16 protein-coding genes and 4 pseudogenes are annotated in these 23,835 nt (G+C 43.4%); 12 read left to right on the plus strand and 8 right to left on the minus strand.

Annotated features, from left to right (window positions below; translation table 11 throughout):
- Positions 1-582: 582 nt before the first annotated feature.
- Together LYNGBM3L_RS35465 and LYNGBM3L_RS50485 are read left to right on the plus strand one after the other, a co-directional pair.
- Positions 583-1,128, plus strand: a pseudogene (locus tag LYNGBM3L_RS35465) (RpnC/YadD family protein); the annotation flags it as partial.
- 156 nt (positions 1,129-1,284) lie between these two features.
- Positions 1,285-1,635 (plus strand): annotated as a pseudogene (locus tag LYNGBM3L_RS50485) (DUF4351 domain-containing protein); the annotation flags it as partial.
- Positions 1,636-1,878: 243 nt separating this feature from the next.
- On the opposite strand, the gene LYNGBM3L_RS20975 reads toward LYNGBM3L_RS50485, so the two are convergent.
- Complete coding sequence (locus LYNGBM3L_RS20975) at positions 1,879-2,865, minus strand: DUF1822 family protein (RefSeq protein WP_008187601.1); 987 nt, start codon at positions 2,863-2,865, stop codon at positions 1,879-1,881.
- Positions 2,862-3,737: a hypothetical protein gene (locus LYNGBM3L_RS20980; protein WP_008187603.1), complete on the minus strand. Its 876-nt coding sequence runs from the start codon at positions 3,735-3,737 to the stop codon at positions 2,862-2,864. Before LYNGBM3L_RS20980 ends, LYNGBM3L_RS20975 begins: the two co-directional genes overlap by 4 nt.
- Before the next feature lie 817 nt (positions 3,738-4,554).
- On the opposite strand from LYNGBM3L_RS20980, the gene LYNGBM3L_RS20990 reads away from it, so the two are divergent.
- On the plus strand, positions 4,555-4,917 hold the full coding sequence (locus LYNGBM3L_RS20990; RefSeq protein ID WP_008187608.1) for a response regulator transcription factor: 363 nt from the start codon (positions 4,555-4,557) through the stop codon (positions 4,915-4,917).
- Positions 4,918-5,023: 106 nt separating this feature from the next.
- On the opposite strand, the gene LYNGBM3L_RS20995 is transcribed toward LYNGBM3L_RS20990, so the two are convergent.
- Positions 5,024-6,367 (minus strand): response regulator, encoded by a 1,344-nt coding sequence (locus LYNGBM3L_RS20995; RefSeq protein ID WP_008187610.1) that lies wholly within the window; start codon positions 6,365-6,367, stop codon positions 5,024-5,026.
- A 140-nt stretch (positions 6,368-6,507) separates the two neighbouring features.
- Here LYNGBM3L_RS20995 and LYNGBM3L_RS38695 point away from each other — a divergent pair, with 140 nt between their 5' ends.
- The 5 genes from LYNGBM3L_RS38695 to LYNGBM3L_RS21020 all read left to right on the plus strand — a co-directional run bounded on the left by LYNGBM3L_RS38695 (position 6,508) and on the right by LYNGBM3L_RS21020 (position 15,954).
- On the plus strand, positions 6,508-7,452 hold the full coding sequence (locus LYNGBM3L_RS38695) for a chemotaxis protein CheW (protein ID WP_008187613.1): 945 nt from the start codon (positions 6,508-6,510) through the stop codon (positions 7,450-7,452).
- 23 nt (positions 7,453-7,475) lie between these two features.
- Positions 7,476-10,580, plus strand: coding sequence for a GAF domain-containing protein (locus tag LYNGBM3L_RS21005; RefSeq protein WP_008187615.1), 3,105 nt, complete (start codon positions 7,476-7,478; stop codon positions 10,578-10,580).
- 88 nt (positions 10,581-10,668) lie between these two features.
- Positions 10,669-14,964 carry a response regulator gene (locus LYNGBM3L_RS38700; RefSeq protein WP_048815291.1) on the plus strand — a complete coding sequence of 1,432 codons (4,296 nt, stop codon included), beginning with the start codon at positions 10,669-10,671 and terminating at the stop codon, positions 14,962-14,964.
- A 53-nt stretch (positions 14,965-15,017) separates the two neighbouring features.
- Positions 15,018-15,242, plus strand: coding sequence for a hypothetical protein (locus LYNGBM3L_RS45980; protein ID WP_081473260.1), 225 nt, complete (start codon positions 15,018-15,020; stop codon positions 15,240-15,242).
- Between the two features lie 166 nt (positions 15,243-15,408).
- A complete protein-coding gene (locus tag LYNGBM3L_RS21020) occupies positions 15,409-15,954 on the plus strand; it encodes a hypothetical protein (RefSeq protein WP_154659870.1) in 546 nt (181 codons plus the stop codon).
- Between the two features lie 5 nt (positions 15,955-15,959).
- Here the strand turns inward: LYNGBM3L_RS21020 and LYNGBM3L_RS44035 are convergent, their stop codons facing one another.
- On the minus strand, positions 15,960-16,103 hold the full coding sequence (locus LYNGBM3L_RS44035) for a hypothetical protein (protein ID WP_154659871.1): 144 nt from the start codon (positions 16,101-16,103) through the stop codon (positions 15,960-15,962).
- Between the two features lie 342 nt (positions 16,104-16,445).
- Between LYNGBM3L_RS44035 and LYNGBM3L_RS49925 the strand changes: the two genes are divergently transcribed.
- Positions 16,446-16,571, plus strand: a complete 126-nt coding sequence (locus LYNGBM3L_RS49925) for a Uma2 family endonuclease (RefSeq protein WP_353814930.1) — start codon at positions 16,446-16,448, stop codon at positions 16,569-16,571.
- A gap of 609 nt (positions 16,572-17,180) precedes the next feature.
- Here the strand turns inward: LYNGBM3L_RS49925 and LYNGBM3L_RS21025 are convergent.
- Both LYNGBM3L_RS21025 and LYNGBM3L_RS21030 read right to left on the minus strand, forming a co-directional pair.
- Positions 17,181-17,492 carry a hypothetical protein gene (locus tag LYNGBM3L_RS21025; RefSeq protein WP_008187623.1) on the minus strand — a complete coding sequence of 104 codons (312 nt, stop codon included), beginning with the start codon at positions 17,490-17,492 and terminating at the stop codon, positions 17,181-17,183.
- 271 nt (positions 17,493-17,763) lie between these two features.
- Positions 17,764-19,506 (minus strand): GMC family oxidoreductase N-terminal domain-containing protein, encoded by a 1,743-nt coding sequence (locus LYNGBM3L_RS21030; RefSeq protein WP_044494138.1) that lies wholly within the window; start codon positions 19,504-19,506, stop codon positions 17,764-17,766.
- A 169-nt stretch (positions 19,507-19,675) separates the two neighbouring features.
- On the opposite strand from LYNGBM3L_RS21030, the gene LYNGBM3L_RS21035 reads away from it, so the two are divergent.
- Positions 19,676-20,005, plus strand: coding sequence for a hypothetical protein (locus LYNGBM3L_RS21035; protein WP_131827052.1), 330 nt, complete (start codon positions 19,676-19,678; stop codon positions 20,003-20,005).
- Here the strand turns inward: LYNGBM3L_RS21035 and LYNGBM3L_RS50490 are convergent.
- Positions 19,993-20,076: pseudogene (locus tag LYNGBM3L_RS50490) on the minus strand (Uma2 family endonuclease); the annotation flags it as partial. The gene LYNGBM3L_RS21035 and the pseudogene LYNGBM3L_RS50490 overlap by 13 nt on opposite strands.
- Positions 20,077-20,257: 181 nt before the next feature.
- A complete protein-coding gene (locus LYNGBM3L_RS21040; RefSeq protein ID WP_008187629.1) occupies positions 20,258-21,514 on the minus strand; it encodes a glycosyltransferase family 4 protein in 1,257 nt (418 codons plus the stop codon).
- Between the two features lie 1,592 nt (positions 21,515-23,106).
- On the opposite strand from LYNGBM3L_RS21040, the pseudogene LYNGBM3L_RS50495 reads away from it, so the two are divergent.
- Positions 23,107-23,256, plus strand: a pseudogene (locus LYNGBM3L_RS50495) (IS1 family transposase); the annotation flags it as partial.
- A gap of 107 nt (positions 23,257-23,363) precedes the next feature.
- A complete protein-coding gene (locus tag LYNGBM3L_RS45985; protein ID WP_131827051.1) occupies positions 23,364-23,594 on the plus strand; it encodes a hypothetical protein in 231 nt (76 codons plus the stop codon).
- Positions 23,595-23,835: the final 241 nt, after the last annotated feature.

Here is a 23,835-nt window from a genome sequence, read left to right on the forward strand (position 1 = left end):
CTCTACTCTACGTACGTACGTACGTTACGTTACGTTACGTTACGTTACGTTACGTTACGTTACGTTACGTTACGTTACGTTACGTTACGTTACGTTACGTACGTACGTACGTACGTACGTACGTACGTTACGTACGTACGTACGTACGTACGTACGTACGTCGTACGTACGTACTACGTACGTACGTACGNCTNTCTCGTCTCGTCCGTCGTCGTTGTACGGTACGTACGAACGTACGTACGACGACGTAGAACGTACGTAACGAGAACGTAGAAGTAAGAGTAACGTAGTAGTATAGTAGTAGTAGTAGTAGTAGTAGTAGTAGTAGTACGTATTACTACTACTTACGTACTACGTACTACGTACTACCTACCGTACGTACGTTACGTTACGGTTACGTTACGTTACGTTACGTTACGGTTACGGTTCGTGAGATATATGTACCTAATTACAAAGTTGACATGCTCCCTCTGAAAAGCCCAGCTCTTCAGTAATCAAATTTTAGTTGAACCCCAGAAATAGCTCTGCAAACTGGGGTGCGTGTAACTCAATAATTAATCTTGATTCGATCAATTGTATTGTATGGCAAAACGTGCAGATATTGGTAGCAAACGCCTCATCAGTCTCGCTCCTAATGCTTGGGTGCAATGGGTAACCGGTAATCCCCAAGTGCGGGCATCTCAGTTACTTGATGCTGAGTTTCAATGGATTAGTCGCGAAAGCGATGTAATTGTAAAAGCGTCTAGTCCTGAACACTCCGAATTTCTGATTCTCAATGAATTACAACTACGCTATGACCAGAACATGCCTCAGCGAATGCGCAATTATGTGGCTTTAGCTGAGGAAAAATACAACCTATCCGCAAATCCTGTATTAATTAATATCTTGCCGCCCCCAGGCACAGTCACCATTGAAAATTGCTACGACAAGGAATTCATGGGATTAAAGGCGCGTCAAGATTATCGGGTAATTAATCTGTGGGAAGTAGAGGCTGAATTAGTATTAGAACAACCTTTACCTCCCCTATTTCCATTTGTCCCGATCTTAAAAGGAGGTGGTAGCGAATCAAAATTGCGGTCAGCAGTGCAGGCGCTACGAGCGGATCAAACCCTAAATCAACTAGAACCGCTCTTAGAGGTTGTCTGAGAAGTCTCATTTGCTACATCCAAGCCCCCGTTGGTCCCCCAATTTTGGGGGACTTTTAGAAGCAAATTGACTCTTGTTCCCCCCAAAGTTGGGGGGCTAGGGGGGCAAAATTCAGTATCAAAAAACTTGGGAGATCTCCTCTTAGCTTTCTTTGCTAGCTTTGTGTTAGAGATACCCTTAATTCAACAAATCATGAGGTGGGATATGACAGTATTACGAGAATCACTTAGGTGCGCTTTCCGCATTAAGAATTAAATTCGCCACGGGTCGCACCTCTGGTATCAAGAGATTTTACAAGAGGGTCTTGCTCAAGGGATTCAACAAGGAATCAAACAAGAACGTCGAGGCAGTTTAGAGCGCATCCTTAAACTGCGATTTTCCGAGATTCCTGTCGAGATATCCGTCAGAAATCAAGCCTTAAATCTTGAACAATTAGAAGAGTTGATGGCCACAGCATTAACGGTTAACTCCCTAGATGAGAAAGCGTGAACATTTGCCGAATTAATTAAATAAGGCCACAGCCCACCTCGACCGTGGGGTGGGTTTTCCTCTTGATTTTACAACTCCGATCAGTGACAGAACAGAGATATTCGCGCATCACCTCAAGTAGCACCATCTGTAGCGCATTAGCTGATAGCTGATAGCTGTTCGCACCTCAAGCAGCGTGGCCTTTGGCCAAGCGTGCGCGTAGCGCATTAGCTGATAGCTGATAGCTGATAGCTGATAGCTTACCTAAATTATAAATTTTTCCGTGATACTTATATCTCCCAATTTTAATCTGACACTGAATCGTTCCTCTGGTTGGCAACTGAAATCAATTTGGATCTTGTCGTTAGTTTTTCCAGCTTGAGCTTTCATACAAGAATTTCCCGATTCATCGAGTAAATTTACCTGCAAATCTGGTGGTAAATACATTGAATCACCCGCAGGATATAGCCGCATAAAAATATCAATATCTTCAGTATCAGGAGGTTGGAAATTCACTTGCAGCAGCAGGACTACCCCTTGACCAGCTAAGTCCATTAGCTTGGCTCGCATTGTTGATCTGTCATTACCTCTTAAAGCCTGTATGCTCGGTTCTTGCTTGGAGCGCCGCTTGATACCTAACTCCGATCCTCTGAAGGCAGTAACCGTTTTGAAACTAGACCTGTACCTATACTCAGGTAAAAGTGATGGTGGTGGTTGCCAATCTGCCTGAAATATTTCTTCAAACCATTGGGTTACCCTCACCGATTTCTTAATCCAATCAATCTTGTCAATTAGTGTATCGAGAGATTCAAGCTTTTCTAGGGGTAAAGGGTCTAGGGATTTAGCGATCGCATGATACGGAGCAAATCCCAATAACTCTACCTGGTCTAATTGCTCACTGAACTGCACTGCCACATAACCAATCCGGTCTTCGGTCACTTCTAGTGGCACGTTCAAGGCTGACTGACCTGGTAGCACTGGACGACATTCCAATTTACCAATGTTGGGCAAAACCAAATCAGCTACATCCAACAATACTCTTAAACCCGGATTCCAACAATCACTTTGAGCAAGATTAGTTGGAATCTTGAGCCATTTAAGATAGTTTTTAACAGCATAAACTGCTAAAGTATTGAGATAGACGTGTTTTCCCTTCCTAGGGGTGGCTTGTTCAGCAGCAAACTGTGCTGCATAACTATGAGCGTATGGGCTAATAGAAACCTTAATGTTAGTTGATTCTGTAATAGTCATGGTTGATATCCAAACGTTTTACCAATATCTTGCAGCTTCGGCAGGCATTTTTTCTTCCAGTGAGAGTAGAGAGTTTGTTGGTTAGCGTTAAATTCTCTAGCAATGTCAGCAATTCTCTGGGGTGGTTCTTGTACTAGCAACCGCATTGCTAATAACTGACAATTACATTTGGGATATTTGCGGGGATGACAACCGATTAGTTTCCCATCTGGATCGTTTTTAATTTCTTCGAGAATCCCTTGACTTAGACGCTGGCGTTCAGCTGTCTGGATTGCTTCAATGTAATCATCCAGTCTACTCAAGGAAGGTCTAGGGTCTGGCAACCGGTCTTCTAGAGTCCTTGAATCCTCGTCACTGTTACCGATCGGTTGATTAGTGCTAATCCTTGGATATTTACTATCTGAGATATATAAATCTCGGATGCGCCAGCGTAAATATCCGTTGATCCAGGTAACTAAGCTTTTTTCAACGGAGGTTGAACTTGGCTCAAACTGGTACAGATTGCGGATGACCCATTCCCAGGTTCGATTTAACGCCTCTAGATAGTCTACGTGGGAAGATTTGTAAATGCCAGGTAGATTTTGAATAACGCTCAGGAGACGATTCAAGGCTTTCTGCCGCTCAGGACTTCGGTCTGGGTAGCGGGATACTGCTTCAATTAGGTTTCTTAGGATTTGATCCACAGGAGTCTTTTTCCCCAGCTGCCCTGCCTTTGGCTGCCATAGTTGAGCAACACCAATGGAGCGGTCGCAAACCAGGATACGAGAGTCTACATGGGTGAATTTTAACTGACTTTTAACTAACCAATTAAACTCCCAGTAGCTGGTATGACTGCTGATAGGCTGGATGCACCCTGATACATTAACCACCATTGTTAATCCTCTCGATTGCTTACCCGTAGTTGTTCTACCAAGCCTAGATAACTCAGAGGCTGGCTTTGGGTCATTGACCAGTGGGGAAGTTGGTAATGGTGGTTCACTATCATGACTAGTACTGTTTTGAACTCTCTATGTACTTATCAGCCCTAGCTGAGCATTTTATGAATCCGATTTTTGGAACCCGAGCCGGTTGACTGAAAAAACTCTCCTGTGTGTTACTGCTATGTAAACAGCCCAAGAAGCCTTCTTGACTCAGCCTTCTCAAGATTAGGCTGAGTTTGTGATAATATTGTGAGGTCTCTACAGTCAAGTCTCTACCGTCTTGTTTCTACTGAGATTTAGGAAGCTAGCTTCACAGAGTATAATTTTTTGTTTTTACCTGAATTCCCCATAAGCAACTCTCCTATGATTGAGTATTTGTATTCTAGGAAATAGTTTAGTAAAAAAATAACACTTTTTTGCTAGATGATATATACCTTGTGGCCAACTTAATTTTTAAGTCTTTAAAATTCTTGATTGCTGACCTTGAAAAATCTTTTAATTTAGTCCTGTCTTCCCGATTCCTTATTTCCTACTCCCTACTCCGAAGCTCCGAAACTCGGAATCTCCCCTGCTTTGGAAGCTCCCCTGCTTTGGAAGCTCCCTTGCTCCCCGTGCTCTAGTCACCAGGGATTTGATATAACCCCCTTGGGTGGAAGAGCTGAGTTCACCCTGATGGGAAAGAATAGCGCTAGATAAAAACCATGATTTTATCAGCAATTTTGCCCTTGCCATTAACAAATTTTCTGTATAAGGTGCTATACTTTAATATATGAAAACTGTTTTGGTGGTAGAAGATAGCGTAACAGAAAGACAGTACCTAACTCGCTGTTTGCAACAAGCGGGTTTGGGGGTTACTGGCGTGGCTAGTGTAGAGGAGGCTCGGGAAAAATTATCTCACCATACACCAGATTTAGTGGTTTTAGATGTAATTTTGCCTGGTCAAAGTGGTTTTGAGTTTTGTCGAGCCCTGAAAGTTAATCCTCACACTAGCCAGATTCCTGTGGTGATTTGCTCCACCAAAGGTACTGAGGTGGACAAAATTTGGGGAAAGATGCTGGGGGCTGATGCCTACTTAGCTAAACCAGTGACTCCAGAAGAACTGCTGTGTACCCTAGAGGAGCTGATTCAATAGTTAGGGTTTGTTGACTGTTAACCGTTGACCGTTAAGTGTTAACCTAGGACAATTCTGGATTCCCCCCACCTCCAGACTCTTCCTTCACTTACGGACTCTTCTCTTTTTAAACTGGATCGGTCTTGCAAGGCGAGGTTGTATGATACTTGCGCACCGTTGCCACTACTTTTTGATTGTCGATTGGTTTGCTAAGGAAATCAGTGGCCCCAACGATTCTGGCTCTTACCCGGTCTACAATACCATCTTTAGCAGTCAGAATAATCACTGGTGTATTGGCAAACATTGACACCCGGCGGATCTGGGCGCACATTTCGTAGCCATTAACAATCGGCATCACCAAATCCAAGAATATTAAATCTGGCTTATGCTTGAGTAGCAAAGGTAGAGCTTGGATAGAGTCTTGGATTCCTAAAAATCGATAACCTGCTGATTGAATCACTTCCTTCATAATTTTACAGGTTTGGGGGTGATCATCAATACAGACTATTAATGCCTGATCAGACTTCTTCTGGGATTTTGGGGTTTGGGATTTTGGGGTTTGGGATTTTGGGGTTTGGGATTTTGGGGTTTGGGATTTTTGGCTACTAATGCCTGCCTTGGCGGGGATATCTACAAATTTGGGAGCGCTCAAGTCAGGCACTTCTACTAGTTCAATCAGTTGTTTCTTAATATAAGGATAAAGCGATCGCATCAGCAGTAACAGATCTCGTTTGAGCAGGGCTGCTATATCTCGCAGGGTGCGCTTACCGTTGATTAACGTTACCAGATTTTTGTAGGTAGCCACTGAGGTTTGCTGTTGCAAAACCGACTTTTGCAACAGCACCGGTGCATAGTCAGGAGAAACACCCTCCCAACCCATTTCTGACCACTGCTGCCAGACCTGTTGAACTTGCTTGATAGTTGGTTCTAGCTCTAACATCCACGTTTGTGGCAAAATCCCCTGCATAGAGGGACGTATTCCCAACTGGGCATTGAGCAAGAAATTGTCAGGCTTCTTTACCCTAGTTTCAATCGCGTTTGAGGACACAGAACCATTACTGGGTTGAATAAGGGTTTGGTCCGGAGAAACTAAGGTTAGGCTCTGGAGGATATCAAACAATATTTCTGCCACAATGCCTTGAATTACAACCACCGTCTGTTGAGGGTTGATCATTCGCTTCCGTGCTAACAGCACCATCAACTGGTAGTCCCAACAGGACCCTGGCTCTATCTTTTTCAGGGCAATCCGATTAGGATTAACCTCAGGACAATGATAGATTATCTGCCGACGCCAACGCCTAGTGGGATGAACACTGCCAGATGCCCATACCAAACGCCCATAGCTCAAGTAGAGGCTCCATTGCTGAGCAGTTGACACCTTCAGATCCAGTCGGCCAGTAAATTTTTCGTGACCGTAGCGTACTAGCTTAGAACTCAAGCTATTAAAGGTAGATTCAACCCTGGTTTTCATTGGCCCATAAATTCACGCAATTCTAAAAACGTGAGCATTCACTCTAACCAAAATTAAAAATTATTACAAATCAAGTGATTAAATACCAAGTAATTGTATTTATCATAAATTTTTGATCATTTCGATAGTAACTTGGTGTGATGAGCAAAGAGCAGATTTCCAAGACAAGCAAAATTTTACAATTAGCTAAACAAGGAAACCCAAAAGTCATCGCTGCCATGCTGAATCATAAACTTCAGCACGAAGGTATTATAGCTAAAGTTAAACTATACGATAGCTGTTTATTGGTTTTACTGGAAGCAGACCCCGCTCCTAAGCCAGGAGCCGTGGTAAGATTTATCTACCACACAATCAGCAAGCTAAAACCAAACTCAATTGATACCGTCAAAATTTTGGGGCGTAGCCTAACCGAGAAACAACCAGCATGGCGCAAACAAATTAAACTAGAAAGCATTCCGGTGGTGCTCGACTTATCTACTTGGCTAGAGTCAGGCTCAACGGTGAGAACTAATCAAGTTCATTATCCTGTCTCCTGGCAGAAAAATGAACATAATTTCCAGGGGAATCAAGCTCAATTACCTCTGGCTACCTCCGTTAAGGTCAGTGTTGATGCCCAACTTCCCCCCCAGGAGAAATTTTTGCGCTTCCAGGTAGGGTCTGGCAATGGGGCTTTGTTACAGGTAAACTACATCCAAGCAATTCTGAATGTGTCGGTTGCTGAAATTTTGCCAATTCCCCATACTGCCGATAGTGTGATTGGGATTTACAACTGGCGTAGTGAAATGCTGTGGTTGTTAGATCTAAACTATCTGCTAGGATTTCCTGCTGTTTGGCAACCCAAGTACATCTCCAGGACAAAAATCATGGTGATTGTACTTCAAGTCAACAGCAAACTGCTGGGACTGGTGGTTTCACAAGTGGAAGAAATAGAACAGCACCATTGGGAAAACTTACAACCCCCTGATCGATTATTGCCCCTCAGATTTGGACACTTTGTCAAAGCCTATCTTCCCGAAGCTAGTAGTATTATCTTAGATGCCCAACGAATTGTCCAAGCAGCAGTTGATATAAAGTATGAAGTATAAGTAAAATTTACGACTCTAGACAGATGTCAGAAGCACAATGGGATGATAATGATTCAGAACTGCTATTAGAAAATCACAATCTCCTCAAGGAGAATACTCCGCAATTTTTTAACTCTGCTCGCCCTAACCTAGAGGGATTTAAGGTTAACCTAGACAGGCTAAAAACTGATCTAGAGCAACGCCGAAGGGTAGATAAGTTAGACCTGAAAAAAAATTTGGAGCAATTTGAATCCTTTGGTCAGGAGGTTGAGCAGTTTACGGCAGGGGTGAATCTGGAAATTCAGCAATTGAAGCTTAGCTACGAAGAGGCACTCCAACAACAGTTCCAAGCCCAGCATGAAAAATTGTTAGAGCTGAGCAGATTAATGAGTGAAGCTGGGGACTGGGAAACCTTACTAAACAATACAGTCAATGGGGTTCAACATCTAAGCCTTGCCGAGCGGGTGTTAATTTATCGCTTCAATTCTGCTCGCACCGGAATAGTTTTGGCAGAAGCCGTAGAACGGGGGTGGACTCCTGCGGTCGGGGAAACCCTAGATGCTACTGCTTTTGGGGCTGACTTGTCCACAGAGTATTTGCAGCAGTCAAGGGTAATTATCGATCACGTCAGCAATGATTCGGTCACTCCCTACCAACTCCAGCTGCTGGATAAATTTCAAGTTCAATCGAGTCTCAGCTTATGCTTGCCCGTATCGGGGAAAGCTTGGGGTTTGTTGGTCCTGCAGCAATGCCTGGTACAGACAAACCAAGACAGGTCGGTTCCATCCTGGACTCCACAACAGATTAATTCCTTTCAAACTATTGCCACAGAACTATCCCTTCACCTAACTACCCACGAGTTACGCACTCAGTTGCAACAGCAGCAGGCGCGGGAGGCAACTGTGGCGAAAGTCATTAACAAAATCCGCCGTTCTCTGGATATCAAGACTATTTTCCAGACCACTACTCAAGAAGTGCGACAGCTGCTCAACACTGACCGAGCCGTTATCTATCGCTTTAATCCCGATTGGAGTGGTGAATTTGTAGCAGAGTCTGTGGCTGGAGGCTGGATTTCTTTGCTTCAGAGCCAGACTCATAGTCCAACCCTAAGGGCTGATATCAGCGCATGCAGCATCCAACAATTGGCTACTCAACCAATTAATCAGGTCGATACTTATCTTCAAGAAACCCAGGGGGGTTCCTATAGTAGGGGGGAAACCTACCGGGTGGTGGAGGATATCTACAATCAGGAGTTCACCCCTTGTTATCTTCAAGTGCTAGAAAGTTATCAGGTCAGAGCTTATGTGATTGTAGCTATTTACCAGAATGAAAAACTCTGGGGATTATTGGCTACCTATCAAAACTCTGATCTCAGGCAATGGCAGGAGTCAGAGGTTAGCTGGATGCTAGAGATTGCAGCTGAGTTAGAAGTAGCATTGCAACACTCTGAGCTACTGGAGGCACAACGGTTAAAGTCTGAGGAATTACATCAAGCAGCAGAACGGGAAAGAGTATTGACTAAGGTCACGGATAAAATTCAACAATCCCAAGACCTACGCACTATTTTTAATGTTACCACCAACGAAGTTCGTAAACTCTTAGGGGTTGACCGTGTTACGATATATCGCTTCAATTCTGATTGGAGTGGCTCCTTTGTTGCTGAGTCGGTGGCTAGTGGCTGGAGCTCTCTAATCCAGGAACAGACTAATAATCCCCTCATCAACAAAAATATTAGTGAATGTATCGTGAAAACGGTGGCTGGAAATACCCCTGAGCAGTTTAGCCAGCAAGCCCCAACCATCCGAGATACCTATCTGCAAACCATCCAAGGCAATCTCTCTAGCCAAGACAAACCCTTCTGGGTGGTTAGTGATATCTACGAAGGGGATTTTTCAAGTTGTTATATCGAGCAGCTAGAGCGATATCAGGCCAGAGCCTATACTATTGTGCCAATTTTCCAAGGGGATAAGCTGTGGGGTTTACTGGCTGCTTATCAAAATTCTGAGCCTAGGGATTGGCAAGGGGAAGAGATTAATTGGATGGTTCAGATTGCGGCTCAGATCAGTATACCCTTGCAGCGAGCTGAGTATTTGGAACAATTGCGGACGCAATCCCAAAAACTAGCAGAATTAGCATCACAGGAAAAGGAGGCTAGGGAATTATTCCAACAGCGTGCTATTGATTTGCTTACAGCTGTCCGACCTGCTCTAGACGGTGACTTGACCGTTAGAGCTCCGATTACCAATGATGAACTTGGGACTATTGCAGATGCTTACAACAACACCATCCAGAGTTTACGGGAAATTGTGATCCAGGTACTCTCAGCTTCTGTCAAAGTCGCTGAAACTGCTACACAGAGTGAAGCAGCAATTACTAAAGTTTCCCAAGAAGCCCAGCATCAGTGTCAGGAGTTGACCCAAGGGATTGATCAAATCCAGAGCATGGTTAACTCTACCCAAGCCGTAACCGCTAGCGCCCAATCCATCGACCGAGCTGTGCAAGAGGCAAACCAAAAAGTAGCATCGGGGGAGACAGCTATGAACCGCACAGTGGAGGGAATTCTAGGAATTCGGGACAGTGTGGAGGAAGCCAGCCACCAAATTAGACAGTTAAGTCAATACTCCCAAAATGTTGACCGGGTATTGAATTTGATTAGTGATTTTGCCACCCAAACCCAGCTACTCTCCCTCAATGCTGCTCTCGAAGCCACCAGGGCTGGGGAGTATGGTAAAGGATTTGCGGTAGTAGCTGATGAGGTGCGCTCCTTAGCTCGACAGTCGGCCAAGGCAACTACGGAAATTTCTAATTTAGTTGCTGAAATCCGCACTCAGACCCGAGAGGTGATTAAAGTGACCGAAGTGGCGATCGCTCAGGTTAATACTGGCACGGAATTGGTAGAAGAAAGCAAGGGCAATCTAAATGCGATCGCATCAGCTACTGGTGAGATTAGCCAGTTAGTTGCAGGCATTACCCAGGCAACCCTAGCCCAACTGGAACAATCACAATCGGTCACCCAAACCATGAAAGAAGTTGCCACCATATCCACCAATACTTCTGAAGACTCTACCGAGCTTTGGGAGTCCTTCAAGGAATCCCTCACCACCATCAAAAATCTACAGGCAGCTGTTGAGCGGTTTACCGTGAACTAGTTATAGTGCTACGGGTGGGGAGTGTCGGGAGTGTGAGGAGTGTGGGGCGGCGGCGCGGGGAGTGTTAAAAGCCTGATCAGCTACTGGCGTGGTTTTCGCCACCAGCAACTATAAGGTAAATTCAAGTTTTTTACCCCGACTCCCGACTCCCGATTCCCGACTCCCGACTCCCGATCCCCTACTCCCTAAAAAAATGTCAACTATTGATCCAGAAACCTATCAATACTTTCTAGGCGAAGCCCAGGACTTGCTGCAAGTTATTGAACAAAATTTGCTGGCTTTGACACCGAACAAGCCAAAAAACCAACTTTATGACTTAATGCGAGCCACTCATACCCTGAAAGGCGCAGCTGCTAATGTCCGGCAAGACACCATAAAGAGTGTAGCACATTATCTCGAAGATGTCTTCCGGGCAATGTTAGCCCCTGAGGCAACCATTGATACAGAGCTAGAAACACTACTGTTTGAAGGATATCAGTGCCTGAGGATGGCACTGACCGCTGAAATGACCGGGGAGTTGAGCAAGAATACTGAGATTATCAACCGAGCTGCAGGGGTGTTTGCTAAACTGCAAGCTAAATTAGGAGATTGCTTTGACTATCAAGCCTCTCTACCCACATCAGCAGAACTTGGGTTTGATATTGTCCAATCTATCTTTGAAGTAGGAGTCAAGCAACGCATTGATCACCTAGCTTCCTTGTTGAAGGTTGGAAGTTCTGAAGGGTTACAGGTTGGCAGGTTGGATGTTGAAAGTTCTGAAGGGTTACAGGTTGGCAGGTTGGATGTTGAAAGTTCTCAAGGGTCACAGGTTGACAGGTTGCATGTTGAAAGTTCTCAAGGGTTACAGGTTGGCAGGTTGCATGTTGAAAGTTCTCAAGGGTTACAGGTTGGCAGGTTGCATGTTGAAAGTTTTCCAGACAACCTTGAACCTTCAACCGAAACTAACCTTGAACCTTCAACCGAAACTAACCTTGAACCTTCAACCGAAACTAACCTTCAACCTTCAACCGAAACTAACCTTCAACCTTCAACCGAAACTAACCTTCAACCTTCAACCCCCGATTATGATAAGGCTACGTTGATAGAGATTGCTGAGACCTTGCGAGAACAAGGTGAAATATTTGTAGGGTTGGGGGAATCCTTGAGCTTACCAGGGTTTAAAGCTATTGCCGAAAACACCCTCAAAGCCCTTGACGCTTACCCTGAACAGGTGATGGAAATTGCCAAGATTGCCTTAACGAATTTCCAGGAAGCTCATACTGCTGTCTTAGGAGGCGATCGCACTCGTGGAGGAAACCCCAGCCGAGGCCTTCAACAATTAGCTGGATCACAAGAAGAGTTACAGGTTGTTCGCGAAGCGTGGCCAAAAGGCCAAGGTTGGAAGGTTGAAGGTTCACAATCGTTGAAGGTTGAAGGTTCACAATCGTTGAAGGTTGAAGGTTCACAATCGTTGAAGGTTGAAGGTTCACAATCGTTAAATGTTGAAGGTTGGAACGTTGAAGGTTTTCCAGACAAACTTCAACCTTCAACCAACACTAACCTTCAACCTTCAACCAACACTAATCTTCAACCTTCAACCAACACTAACCTTCAACCTTCAACCAACACTAACCTTCAACCTTCAACCAACACTAACCTTCAACCTTCAACCAACACTAACCTTCAACCTGCTAACCTTCAACCTGCTAACCTTAAATCGGCAACAGCCCTTGATGAATTACTTGAGGAAACCTTTGGTAATATTCCTCTCGCGCAACAGCAAACTAATCAAGTGTTTCCTGAAGAGGAATCTCTTGAGGGAGATAGTATACTTCCAGATAGTATATTTCCAGATACTATATTTCTGGATGAATCTTCAGAAACCGTAGCAACAGACAATCTTAACCAAGCTCAGACTGACTCTAAGCAAGAGTCGGAGTTAGCGGTTAACTCTGAATCAGGAAAAGAAGTAAACCAAATATCAATGTCTCCTCCCGATCGGGAGTCTGGAGAGGCTGGTGTGCCTTCATTAGCAGAGGGCTCGATCAAGACATCGGCCACAGTGCGCGTTGATTTAGACAGTCTTAAACATCTATCTCACCTAGTTGGGGAACTACTGATTAACCAAAACCAGTTAGGATGGCAGGATGAAAACTGTCAAGGGGTAGTTGAAAAACTCTCCAATTGGCTCAAGCAACACCGCCACACCCTGACTCAACTGCGCACTCAGCTCAAGAAGCATTCCTCTAATCAGCAAATTTCTAAGCTCTGGGATTCGGCATGGGAAGAAACCCTGCAACTGACTCAAGCTACAGAAGACCTGAGCTTGTTAGCCACTACGGCTGCTGCTAGTGTGGAACGAGAACAGCGTCTATCAACTCAGCTGAGGGATACTCTTCAATCGGCTCGGACTATACCTCTGGAACATCTGCTTAAATCCTTTCCCTCCATGGTGCAGCAGTTGTCTAATGTCCATCACAAGTCAGCGGAATTGACCCTCAGTGTTAGTAATGTCCTAGTTGATAAAACCATTGCTGATTATCTCTATGATGCTTTACTGCATCTAGTCCGCAATGGTTTCGACCATGGTATTGAATCTTCCGAGGTTCGCCAACAAAGGGGTAAACCTGCTATCGGTAAGATTGAAATTCGTGCCTTCTATCAAGGAAATCGCACCATCATTGAAGTCACAGATGATGGTCAGGGACTGGACTTGGAAAAGATTTATAATCGTGCCGTGGAAACCAACCTGCTCAGTGTTGAGCACTTGGAAGCCCTGGGCGAATCACCGGAGCCAAATCAGCTATTAGACTTACTTTGTCAGCCAGGATTTTCCACTGTTTCTCAAATTAACGAACTTTCTGGACGAGGTATTGGCCTAGATGTGGTGCGCTCCCAACTGCAACGGATTAACGGTCGGGTAAAGGTTCGCTTCCAGCAGGGTCTTGGCACAACCTTTTGCTTGCAGATCCAAGAGGCCCTCAGAAATGCCAGGGTGCTAGTGGTTCAAGCTAGTCAGGGAGTGTATGGGTTTGTGGGTAATGACATTGAACAGATAGTGTTGCCAGCATCTGAGCACATCCAGATGGTGAATGATCAAAAAATCCTGAATTGGCATCACAGGGGGAATGAGTATAGCACTCCCGTTTACCAACTCTCATGCTTACTGGAATACTCATCCCAACAGGTATCGACACTACCAGCTTGGAATCCCTTGCTCACTAAACCCCAAGAGATTAATCCGATCCTATTGATGGCTAGCGGTGACGGATGGGTAGGACTAGAAGTGGAACAAGTACTCGAAGAGCAAGAACTGGTGATCAAGCAGCTGTCTAATGCGATCGCATATCCTCCCTATGTTTATGGTTGCAGTATTTTGGCCGATGGTCGTTTGACCCTGGTAATTGACGGTACAGGGTTACTTAACTATGTACAGCAGCTCCCTCAATCTCAGCCATCCTTGTTGAAGGTTGGCAGTTATCAAGAGTTGAAAGTTGGGAGGTTGAAGGTTGTTCGCGAAGCGTGGCCTATTGGCCAAGGTTCTGAAGAGTTGAAGGTTAGCAGGTTGAAGGTTGTTCGCGAAGCGTGGCCTATTGGCCAAGGTTCTGAAGAGTTGAAGGTTAGCAGGTTGAAGGTTGTTCGCGAAGCGTGGCCTATTGGCCAAGGTTCTGAAGAGTTGAAGGTTAGCAGGTTGAACGTTGTTCGCGAAGCGTGGCCTTTTGGCCAAGGTTTTCCAGACAAGCTTCAACCTGATCATAGACAACCTGATAACCTTCAACCAGCTAACCTACCCTTCTCGAACGCCAAAGGCGAACAACCTGCCAACCTTCAACCTGCCAACCTTCAACCTGCTAACCTACCCTACTCGAACGCCAAAGGCGAACAACCTGCTAACCTTCAACCTGCTAACCTTCAACCTGCTAACCTTCAACCTGCTAACCTTCAACCTGCTAACCTTCAACCTGCCAACCTTCAACCTGCCAACCTTCAACCTGCCAAGCTTTCTAAAACCTTTTTAGTTGTCGATGATTCCATTACTGAGCGACAAAATTTAAGCCTAATTCTAGAACGAAATGGTAACCATGTGGTGCAAGCTAAAGATGGTTGGGAGGCTATAGAACTATTGCGCAGAAGTAGTGGTATTGATCTGATTATCTGTGATTTAGAAATGCCACGGTTAAACGGTCTTGAGTTTTTGAGTCTTAGTCATCAAGAGCCAGCTTTAGCTGATATTCCTATTATTATGCTCACCTCCCGTAGTCAGGATAAATACAAAAAACTTGCTACCGAACTCGGAGCTATAGCTTATTTGACTAAACCGTATTTAGACGAAGATATTTTAGCAACAATTAATAAAGCCGTCAGCGGTCAGCGGTCAGCGGTCAGTGGTCAGCCTAATGCTTAAAATAAACCTCAGCATTCAGTAGTCAGCGGTCAGCGGTCAGTGGTCAGCGGTCAGTGGTCAGCGGTCAGCGGTCAGTGGTCAGCCTAATGCTTAAAATAAACTTCATTTGGGATAATTTAATAGTAAGCGGTCAGCGGTCAGCCGTCAGGGGTCAGCGGTCAGCTTTCCGTAACTCTGATCAAACGAATGCTTACCTGTTTTATTCAAAATCACCTCAAGTAGCGTGGCACAGGCTTCTAGCCTGTGACCTAACCCATAAGCTGAAAGCTGAAACCTGATAACTGATAGCTGATAACTGATAACTGATAGCTGATAACTGATAAATAATAACTGATAGCTGATAACTGATAAATAATAACTGATAGCTGATAACTGATAACTGATAAATAATAACTGATAGCTGATAACTGATAGCTGATAGCTGATAGCTTACGGAGTAGGGATATGAAAAAAATTAGAGTTATTGTCTTTAAAATCGCTAAGTATTGGTTAGCATTACCAATGACAGTGGTCTTAAACGTTAGGGATTTTCCCAGCAACATTAGGGAGAGTAGCAGGGATAACAGACTAATTCATCTAGACAATCGAACCTTGACGCTGCTGCCTTTAAAACCAATACTGGTCAAACCTACCAAAGCTAAGCTACCGATAAGTCAAGGTTTAGGGGAAACCGCTGCTGTCACAAAATCCCCTATTGATTTATCAAATGTTGGCGAATTTTTGATCATCGTTAAAACTCCCGGGGGAGACGCCTGCGCCATTCCGGTTGAGCGGCTACCCACTATGATCGATTTGCCCTTATCAACGATTCGGAAATTGCCAGACTATTACAGTGAAACCTATCTCCTTGGTATGGCTAATTATGTCGCGGTGTGGCAATACGAAGCAGAAAAGTTAACGATTTTTTTGCTGGATTTAGAACGAGCATTGAGTGTTGCTATAGGTTATAGTTCAGGGAGTAGGGAGCGGTGCGACCCGTGGCGAATTTAATTCGCCTACGGAAAGCGCACCGAGGGAGTAGGGAGCGGTGCGACCCGTGGCGAATTTAATTCGCCTACGGAAAGCGCACCGAGGGAGTCGGGAGCAGGAATAAGGGAGCAGGGAATAGGTAATAAGGAGAAAAAATCTCTGTACATCATAGCTATGATAAACGCTATATATCAATCTCCTAACCTTAATGTATAGTGCTAGTATTCAGAAATAACCATAAAAATCTCCCCATTTCGCCATCGGAGTGTGGGAATTTTAACTGAAATTTTTACCTAATTGTAAACGTGAGATGCACCCCTCCCCATGCTACTGGAATTCGGATCACTTGCCGATTGTTGGATAATCGTTTATGAGAGCAAGGGTTAGCTCAAACACAATTACCAATTCAGTTAAGTAATTACTCCGAACTCCAACCAGATATAGCCGTAGTTATACCAGATGAACTGCAATACCTAGACCATGATCCCACACCATCATAAATTTATTTAATTATTGAAGTTGCCGATACTAACTTGAGGAGGGATTGTGAACTGAAAGCTAACCATTATGCAGAGGCGGAGATTGCTGATTATTGGGTAATTTATTTAACTAATCGTCAATTGCATGTTTTTCGATAACCGACTGAGCAAGGGTATCAAAGTCAGGTAATTATGGCAGAGGATAATATAATTTTACCGTTACAGTTTCCAGATTGTTTATTAACTGTATCTTAAATGTTGCCACCAGTGATTCCGGAGTTTCTTGAGGGTTGAGGGTTTACTGTTTACTGTCAATGGTTATCTAAGCACCTAAACAAAATTAATTTCCTACTACCAATCTCTGTAAGCCTTACAGTGTAAGGCTTTGTTTTTTTAAAATGGGTAATTAATTTTGTGCACCTGCTTATTCAGAAAAACGTGGAATAGTTATTAGGCGATGGGAGTGTTGAATTGCTGACTCCAATGCTAGCTAATTCAAATTTATTTATCTAGATTATGTATTTTTAAGCATCGGATAGGTATAAAATAAGTAACTACCATAGCCCTAATAAAGATGTGAGAACCATAAATTTCGTGGATCTATAATTCCTATGTGAAAACGACTCTTTCGTACCTGTTATGCTAAATTTATTCATACTAAATAATGCCCAAAACCCTTGCTAGGAAAAATTTTGGACATTATTTCTAGTTAAGTTAGTTTATTTGAGGTATGAACTCTAGGTATAGCTATCTTTGAAGTTTTTGTGACTAACAGTTTTGCATTCTAAGTCTAGAAGAAGCTTCTAAACCTGGTGGCATACTCCCTGGATCTGGACCTACCTCATCTATTCCTTCTTTATCAGTGCCAGTCTTTGTTATTTGTTGATTAAATTTGGAAGTTCCAGTGTCAGTTTCTAGATTCTGAGCATTAATTTTTTGATACCCATCACCAAATGACCCAATAGATTTATAATCCTGAGCAGAAACATCACTACCAAGAGCATACCTTACTTCTTTAACTTGTTCTATTGCTGCATTAAGAACTTTAATTAGCATATCTATAAATTGAGAATTATTCATTATTAGTTATTGATTTAAAGGAAACAATGACTTGGCTACTCAGGATTATTAGCAATTTTTATAGACAATAAGAGATTAGCTGGCATCCTCTGAAGTGATGCCAAGTATGGAGCCACCTAACAAAATAGTGTTATAGATATCCCTCGATACCTAGAATTAATCCATCGGTCTTTTCTGGCTTAGCAATTAACTCGCGCCCAATTTCTGGGATTATATCATGTCGATCAGATATTTAATTCCCGACTCCCTCGGTGCGCTTTCCGTAGGCGAATTAAATTCGCCACGGGTCGCACCGCTCCCGACTCCCGACTCCCGATTCCCCATTCCCCACACATATCCTCTTCGCCACATGGAAACCAATCAAATAAGCTGTCATCTGCGTACTAATCCGGGGCAAGGGCACAGCAGAAAGGTCAGCCACATAGACATTAGCTGACCCGTATACTTTACCAGTATCTATTGCATTGTCGAGTCCTTTATCAATCGCCTTACCGAATAGGCATCCCCCCGACAAGTGCTGCTCCGACAGTAAAAACCTGCGACTGTAAACATCAACATACTCCTCAATCTGGTTCTCTTCGTAGGGCATCTTAGTTACCAGTCGCAAGAACCACTTAACTAACCAATGTGGCTGTTCTCCCAAGCCGTTCAACAGTGCCATGTGCTTGGCAATCTCACTGTTAGCTACCACTTTATCCTGATTGAAATGGGATTGTTCCTCTTCTCCAAAGAAATCTAATTCAATCCGAGAGTCGTCCCTTGAATAGCAACCCTCTTTAGCAGCATTAAACTTAATCGCCGCAGTAATCAAGTGGGCTTCATCATGCCATGGTTTGCCTTGAAGTAAGTTATAAAGTCCCCATAACAGGTTAATGATGAAATTGACTGCCTGAAGAAACACCCTAATCACGTTCTTGATGATATTAAACAACCAAGGTAACCTGATCACGAACTTCTTGAGCCAGTTTGGGAACAGGAACGCCAGATAAAGGTGGGCAATCATAAACCACAGCCTCTCAAAATTACCAGAAAAGAAATCGAAGCAGCAAACCGTTTCCTGTCCCGGTTGTTCTGGTTCTGGTTGCCATACCGTTGTAGCAAACACAGAGATGTACACATCCCGAGGGGTAACATCGATACTCTTATCCACCACGTAGAGACCCAGGGGCATGACAATATGGTCATTCACATGCTGCCCGATCAGATCGTTTCCCAATTCCTCGCGGTGAGACCAGAGCAGCCGTGGCGTCGCACCCCCTGCGCACATAATCACCTTTCCACCATCAGGAAGCAAAGACAAGCGTTCCGTCATCCCCGTGTCCAGGTACTTAACATGCACCCCCACACACCGTGGTTTTTGCCCTTGCTCCTTAGAAAACTCAAGTCTCTCAACCCTACACCTAGTCTTGATCTCCACTCCCTGGCCAAACCAATCGACAATCGATACTCCGCTGTGGGTTCGCTGCCCAAATGAGTTGAACTGGGTTGGAAAAAGGTGCAACAGGCCAGTATCCCTCACCTCCAAATTAGGAATATTGTCGATAGCGTCTGTACTGGTCACAAAACCAACCTTCTCAGCCGCCTGGAGTACTTGTTTAGTCACAGGTGACGGATCGGTTACCGGGTTTGGTCTAGCAAACTTCTGATTCAACTCTGCCTTCAGGCTGTCCCAATAGGCTGCCGTTTGACCAATATGTGTCGCCAGCCACTCCGACGACTCATGCATCATGGTATAGTTAATCGAGCCGCCACCACCCATAGTGCAGGCTCGCCCAGATATAATCGGAATTCCCTTGGGAGTCAGGGCATTGTGCAACTTGAATACCTTTTCCTCCGCGTAGGACTTAGTCCAGTTGTTCTGGTGGGTAATGTCGCTGGTAGTAAAGAAATCATCCCCCTCCTCCAGCACTAACACCCGCTCCCGGATAGACCTGTCATTACCAGCTTCTAGGTAATAGCTCAGAAACCCACAGGCTCCGTTACCAGAGCCAACCACGATCGTATCGTACATCATCGGAATGGTTTTTTAAGAAAATTATTTTATTATATCGAATAGCGAACAGGCCAAGAGTGTGGGAAGTATGGGAAGTGTGGGAAGTGTGGGAAGTGTGGAGAGATGGGAAGATGAGGAGATGGGGAGATAGCCAGATGAAATTGATGTGTAACCGTTTGAGTGCTAAGAATTGGATAACCTTAAACCTTGGCCAAAAGGCCACGCAATCGCGAACAACAAACCAACCTTCAACCTTCAACCTTGGCCAAAAGGCCACGCAATCGCGTTCAACAAACCAACCTTCAACCTTCAACCTTCAACCTTGGCCAAAAGGCCACGCAATCGCGTTCAACAAACCAACCTTCAACCTTCAACCTTCAACCTTGGCCAAAAGGCCACGCAATCGCGTTCAACAAACCAACCTTCAACCTTCAACCTTCAACCTTGGCCAAAAGGCCACGCAATCGCGTTCAACAAACCAACCTTCAACCTTCAACCTTCAACGGCCATGGCATCATAGCGACGCTCAAACTCAGCCTGAGTCAGCCTGTCACCGTTTTCCAGGGGAGGAATTGTTGGGTTGAGTGCGATTGGCCGTAGGCCACGCTTCGCGATTGACCGTAGGTCACGCTTCGCGAACGCATTTCGAGTCATGGTTTTTAGCATCCCACTAAAGAACGTTTAATACTTATGAGGTGCATTCAATTTTGTTACCCCTACTCCCTACTCCCTACTCCCTACTCCCTACTCCCTAATCAGTAAAAGGGATTCATCAAGACTTCTGAACCGCTGCCAGTAACCGCTGATTTTGAATGTCAGAAAAGAGTTCTTCGTAACGGTTGAGAGCTTGATCAAATGAATAATATTGAAGAGCATGTTGTCTACTTCTGTTGCCCAGTAATGTAACTCTTGCGGGATCCTTATACAACTCTAAGATTGTTTCTGCTAGAGTTTCTGGATCCTCTGGGGGAACAACAATGCCACCGCCGCTTTTTTTGACAGCTCTGGCAGCGGTTCCATTAGCAGGAACAGAAGCTAGGATGGGGCGACCACTAGCTAGCAGTACTTGGATTTTGGAGGGCATATTGAAAGAAATTACATTCTGCTTTTGTATTACCAACCCCACATCCGCTGCTGCTAGCATTTCCGGTAGTTTTTCCCGAGGTTGAAATGGCAGCAGCTTAACATTATTGGCGTCCCAAGTCTTACAGCACTGCTTTAGTCGGCCTAAAGCTTTCTGTTCTCCAACGATCACAATCACAATATCTCGAACGTGACGCACCCTAGATGCTGCCTTAATCAGAGTTTCTAAACCTTGAGTGAGGGCAATATTACCGGAGTAGAGTATAACGAACTTACCATTAAGGTTATGGGCAGTGCGAAAGGAGTTGTTTTCTTTTGGTAAAGGACGGATGAAGTTAACATCAACCCAATTGGTAATCTTCACAATTTTAGAGCTTGGCACACCCTTGCTGCGCAAGTTATCGGTAAAGCCATCAGCAATCACACTGATTTTGGTGACTGTGCGGTAAGCAAACCTTTCTACAACCTCTAATGCACGGATTAGAGGTTGGTTGCTCAGTAAGCCTACTTTAATAGCAGCTTCTGGCAAAATGTCTTGGAGATTTAGAATTACTGGCGTTCGGTGTATCCACCCCAAAATCACAGCTGGTAGGGAAACTAGCAGTGGTGGACTAGTTAAAATAATGATATCAGGGCGAGGAGAACTCAGAGCCTTGAGGAAGCTGGTAGCAACAAAGCTTGCCTCTAGCAATAATCGGTCGATCAAATTTGGTTTCGGGCGAATCCGCACATAACAGCGATCTACAATCACACCTTTGATGTGTTCGGTAAGATACAATTTTCCTCGATATCCCTCATAAATTTGACGTTGAGGATAGTTGGGCATCGCAGTAATGACCCGAACATCATGGCCTCTTTTGACCAACCCTTCTGCTAGTTCAGTCATCAATGGGGCAATCCCAATTGGCTCTGGATGATAGTTGTAAGAATATATTAGGATTCGCATAATCTCTAGTAGATGTTGCCAGCCGGGTGTAGACTCACCAAATTTGTGTATTGATTTATTGGCTTTAGCACTGAGAACTCACGACCATTGTCAAGTCAGGTTGGTGGTGCAAAATGCCCAATCAGGGATTTTAACCCTATAACTATTTATTCGGCTTCAATTCCATATTTTACGCCTGAATGACAGTTTTTGTAACAAAATTTAACATAAACACCCTTGACCAAAATATCATAATTGTGCATTACTAAAGCCTCTTTAAGAGCTACAGCAAGAATCTTTATGCCAATTCTGATTATGGCTGCAACTAATAAATCCTCCCTTTTGGTAATTGGTAATTGGTAATTGGTAATTGGTAATGAGCGTCTGATTACCGAGCTATAACTAGTTTTTGAAATCAACGGATAATTTCATTTACCAATAATTATATTTATATCGAAAAAAACACTTTTATTCATGGGTGCAATCCCGCATTTTCTGGGAAAATAGATTTTTTTTTCAGAATTTTTACGGATGGCATAGGAATTAAAAATTAATTAACAATTATTCTATAATCTCCAAAGTATTTTTATAAAAAATAAGTAATATCATTTCCAAGCTGCGTCGAATTGTATAGCATTTTTCATATCCAAGCTGCGTCGAATTGTATAGCATTTTTCATAGCTATGAGGTACACATAGGGAGCAGGTCAATTTTGTAAGAACACTTGAACTATAAACGCTTGAACTACAGTGTTTTCGGGGTTTCAGTAGCAGTTATGAGTTATTTGAGTACATTTGGCGAATTTGACATGCTCCCTACACATAATTTTTTGGCGTTGCATGATTCTGGGATAATTTTTAATTAATAAAAAAGTTAAACTTTAGCACTCTCATGAAATAACTGAGTATAAATTGCCCTAATTTTCAGTCTAATAGTATTGAAAAAATGGTCACATAAGGGGGGAGAAAATTATCAATGTAAGAGCTGTGCTCGCCAATTTATTTAGTCTTATTCAAAATTATGTTATTCTCAAAAAGTTGGCTCTCCTATACTGATTATAGTAAATGAGTAGGTTAAATGAGCTTAACCCCTTAAATAGCAAGGGATTCAATCAAATAAAAATACATTGTATTGATGCAGTCGCTCATGGGGTAAACCCCCAAGACCGCTTAGGTGCGCTTTTATTAAAATTGCATTTTTAAATTACTCAAAACCTTAATTAGTAAGGGCTATGGCGATTATTTTATTATACTAATTTATCCTAGCCACCCTAGGAGAGCAAAAAAGTTAAATAATACTGTTTAACTATGTACCTAAAGGGGAAGGGTTTTAGGGCTATTGAAAGAATTCATAAAGTCAATCATAATACAGGAATTAGTTGGGTGAAGCAGATTGGTAATCAGCTACCTGATTATCATAAAAATTACAAAACACCACAAGTGGGTAAACTAGATTAACTGCAAACATTTATAGCAAAAAAAACTAAAATTTTGGTATGGACATCTTTAAACAAGGATTCCGATGATATTTGATAATATTTAATAGGATAATAAAGGGCAAACCCTTTTTAAAAAAATCATAAAACAATCAATAATTTTTATTGCTATTTGATTACATATGGATATAAAGTTTACCATCAATTTAGTCCAAATGGAGACCAGAGCGTTAGTAAAAAATCAATGACAATGGTCGAAGGATAGAATAGTCATTTGCGTCATTATCTAGCGCGATCACATCGTAAAAACTTTTGTTATTATAAGTCAATATAGATGTTATAGTTGTCAATAAATTCATGATTGAATATCTCAAAAACAAAAGGATTACTAAATTAATTTCAGTATTAATTTCAGTTTAACATTTGGGAGGGATTATGAAGCGATCGCTATCGAAAAAAACTCTAAATCATCCCACAGTAATGCAACGCCAATTTTTTAACTATTCCCTGTTCCCTATTCCCTGTTCCCTATTCCCTGTTCCCTATTCCCTGTTCCCTATTCCCTGTTCCCTATTCCCTGTTCCCTGCTCCCTATTCCCTACTCCCTGCTCCCTATTCCCTACTCCCTGCTCCCCATTTTGCCAAGTATTGACTACAATTTTCTAGGATGGCTTTGGCAGGTGTTTTAGCTTTGGACTTCGTCTACTAAGCAGGGAGTACACCTTGGCATAACGTTGTGACCAGTTGCTCAATACCAGAAGGGGGTAGTGGTTTTATGCCTAGAGTAGGATAGTGTTACTGGTCACTTATTTGACCAAGCCATGGGGCACTTGGGAAATCTTTGTTTATATAGCTCTGGTAAGGTTTCCCCGAGATAGTCTTGCTAAGTAAGCAGCATAAATCATTC

It is taken from the genome of Moorena producens 3L, assembly GCF_000211815.1.
In the GTDB taxonomy this organism is placed as follows: Bacteria; Cyanobacteriota; Cyanobacteriia; order Cyanobacteriales; family Coleofasciculaceae; genus Moorena; species Moorena producens.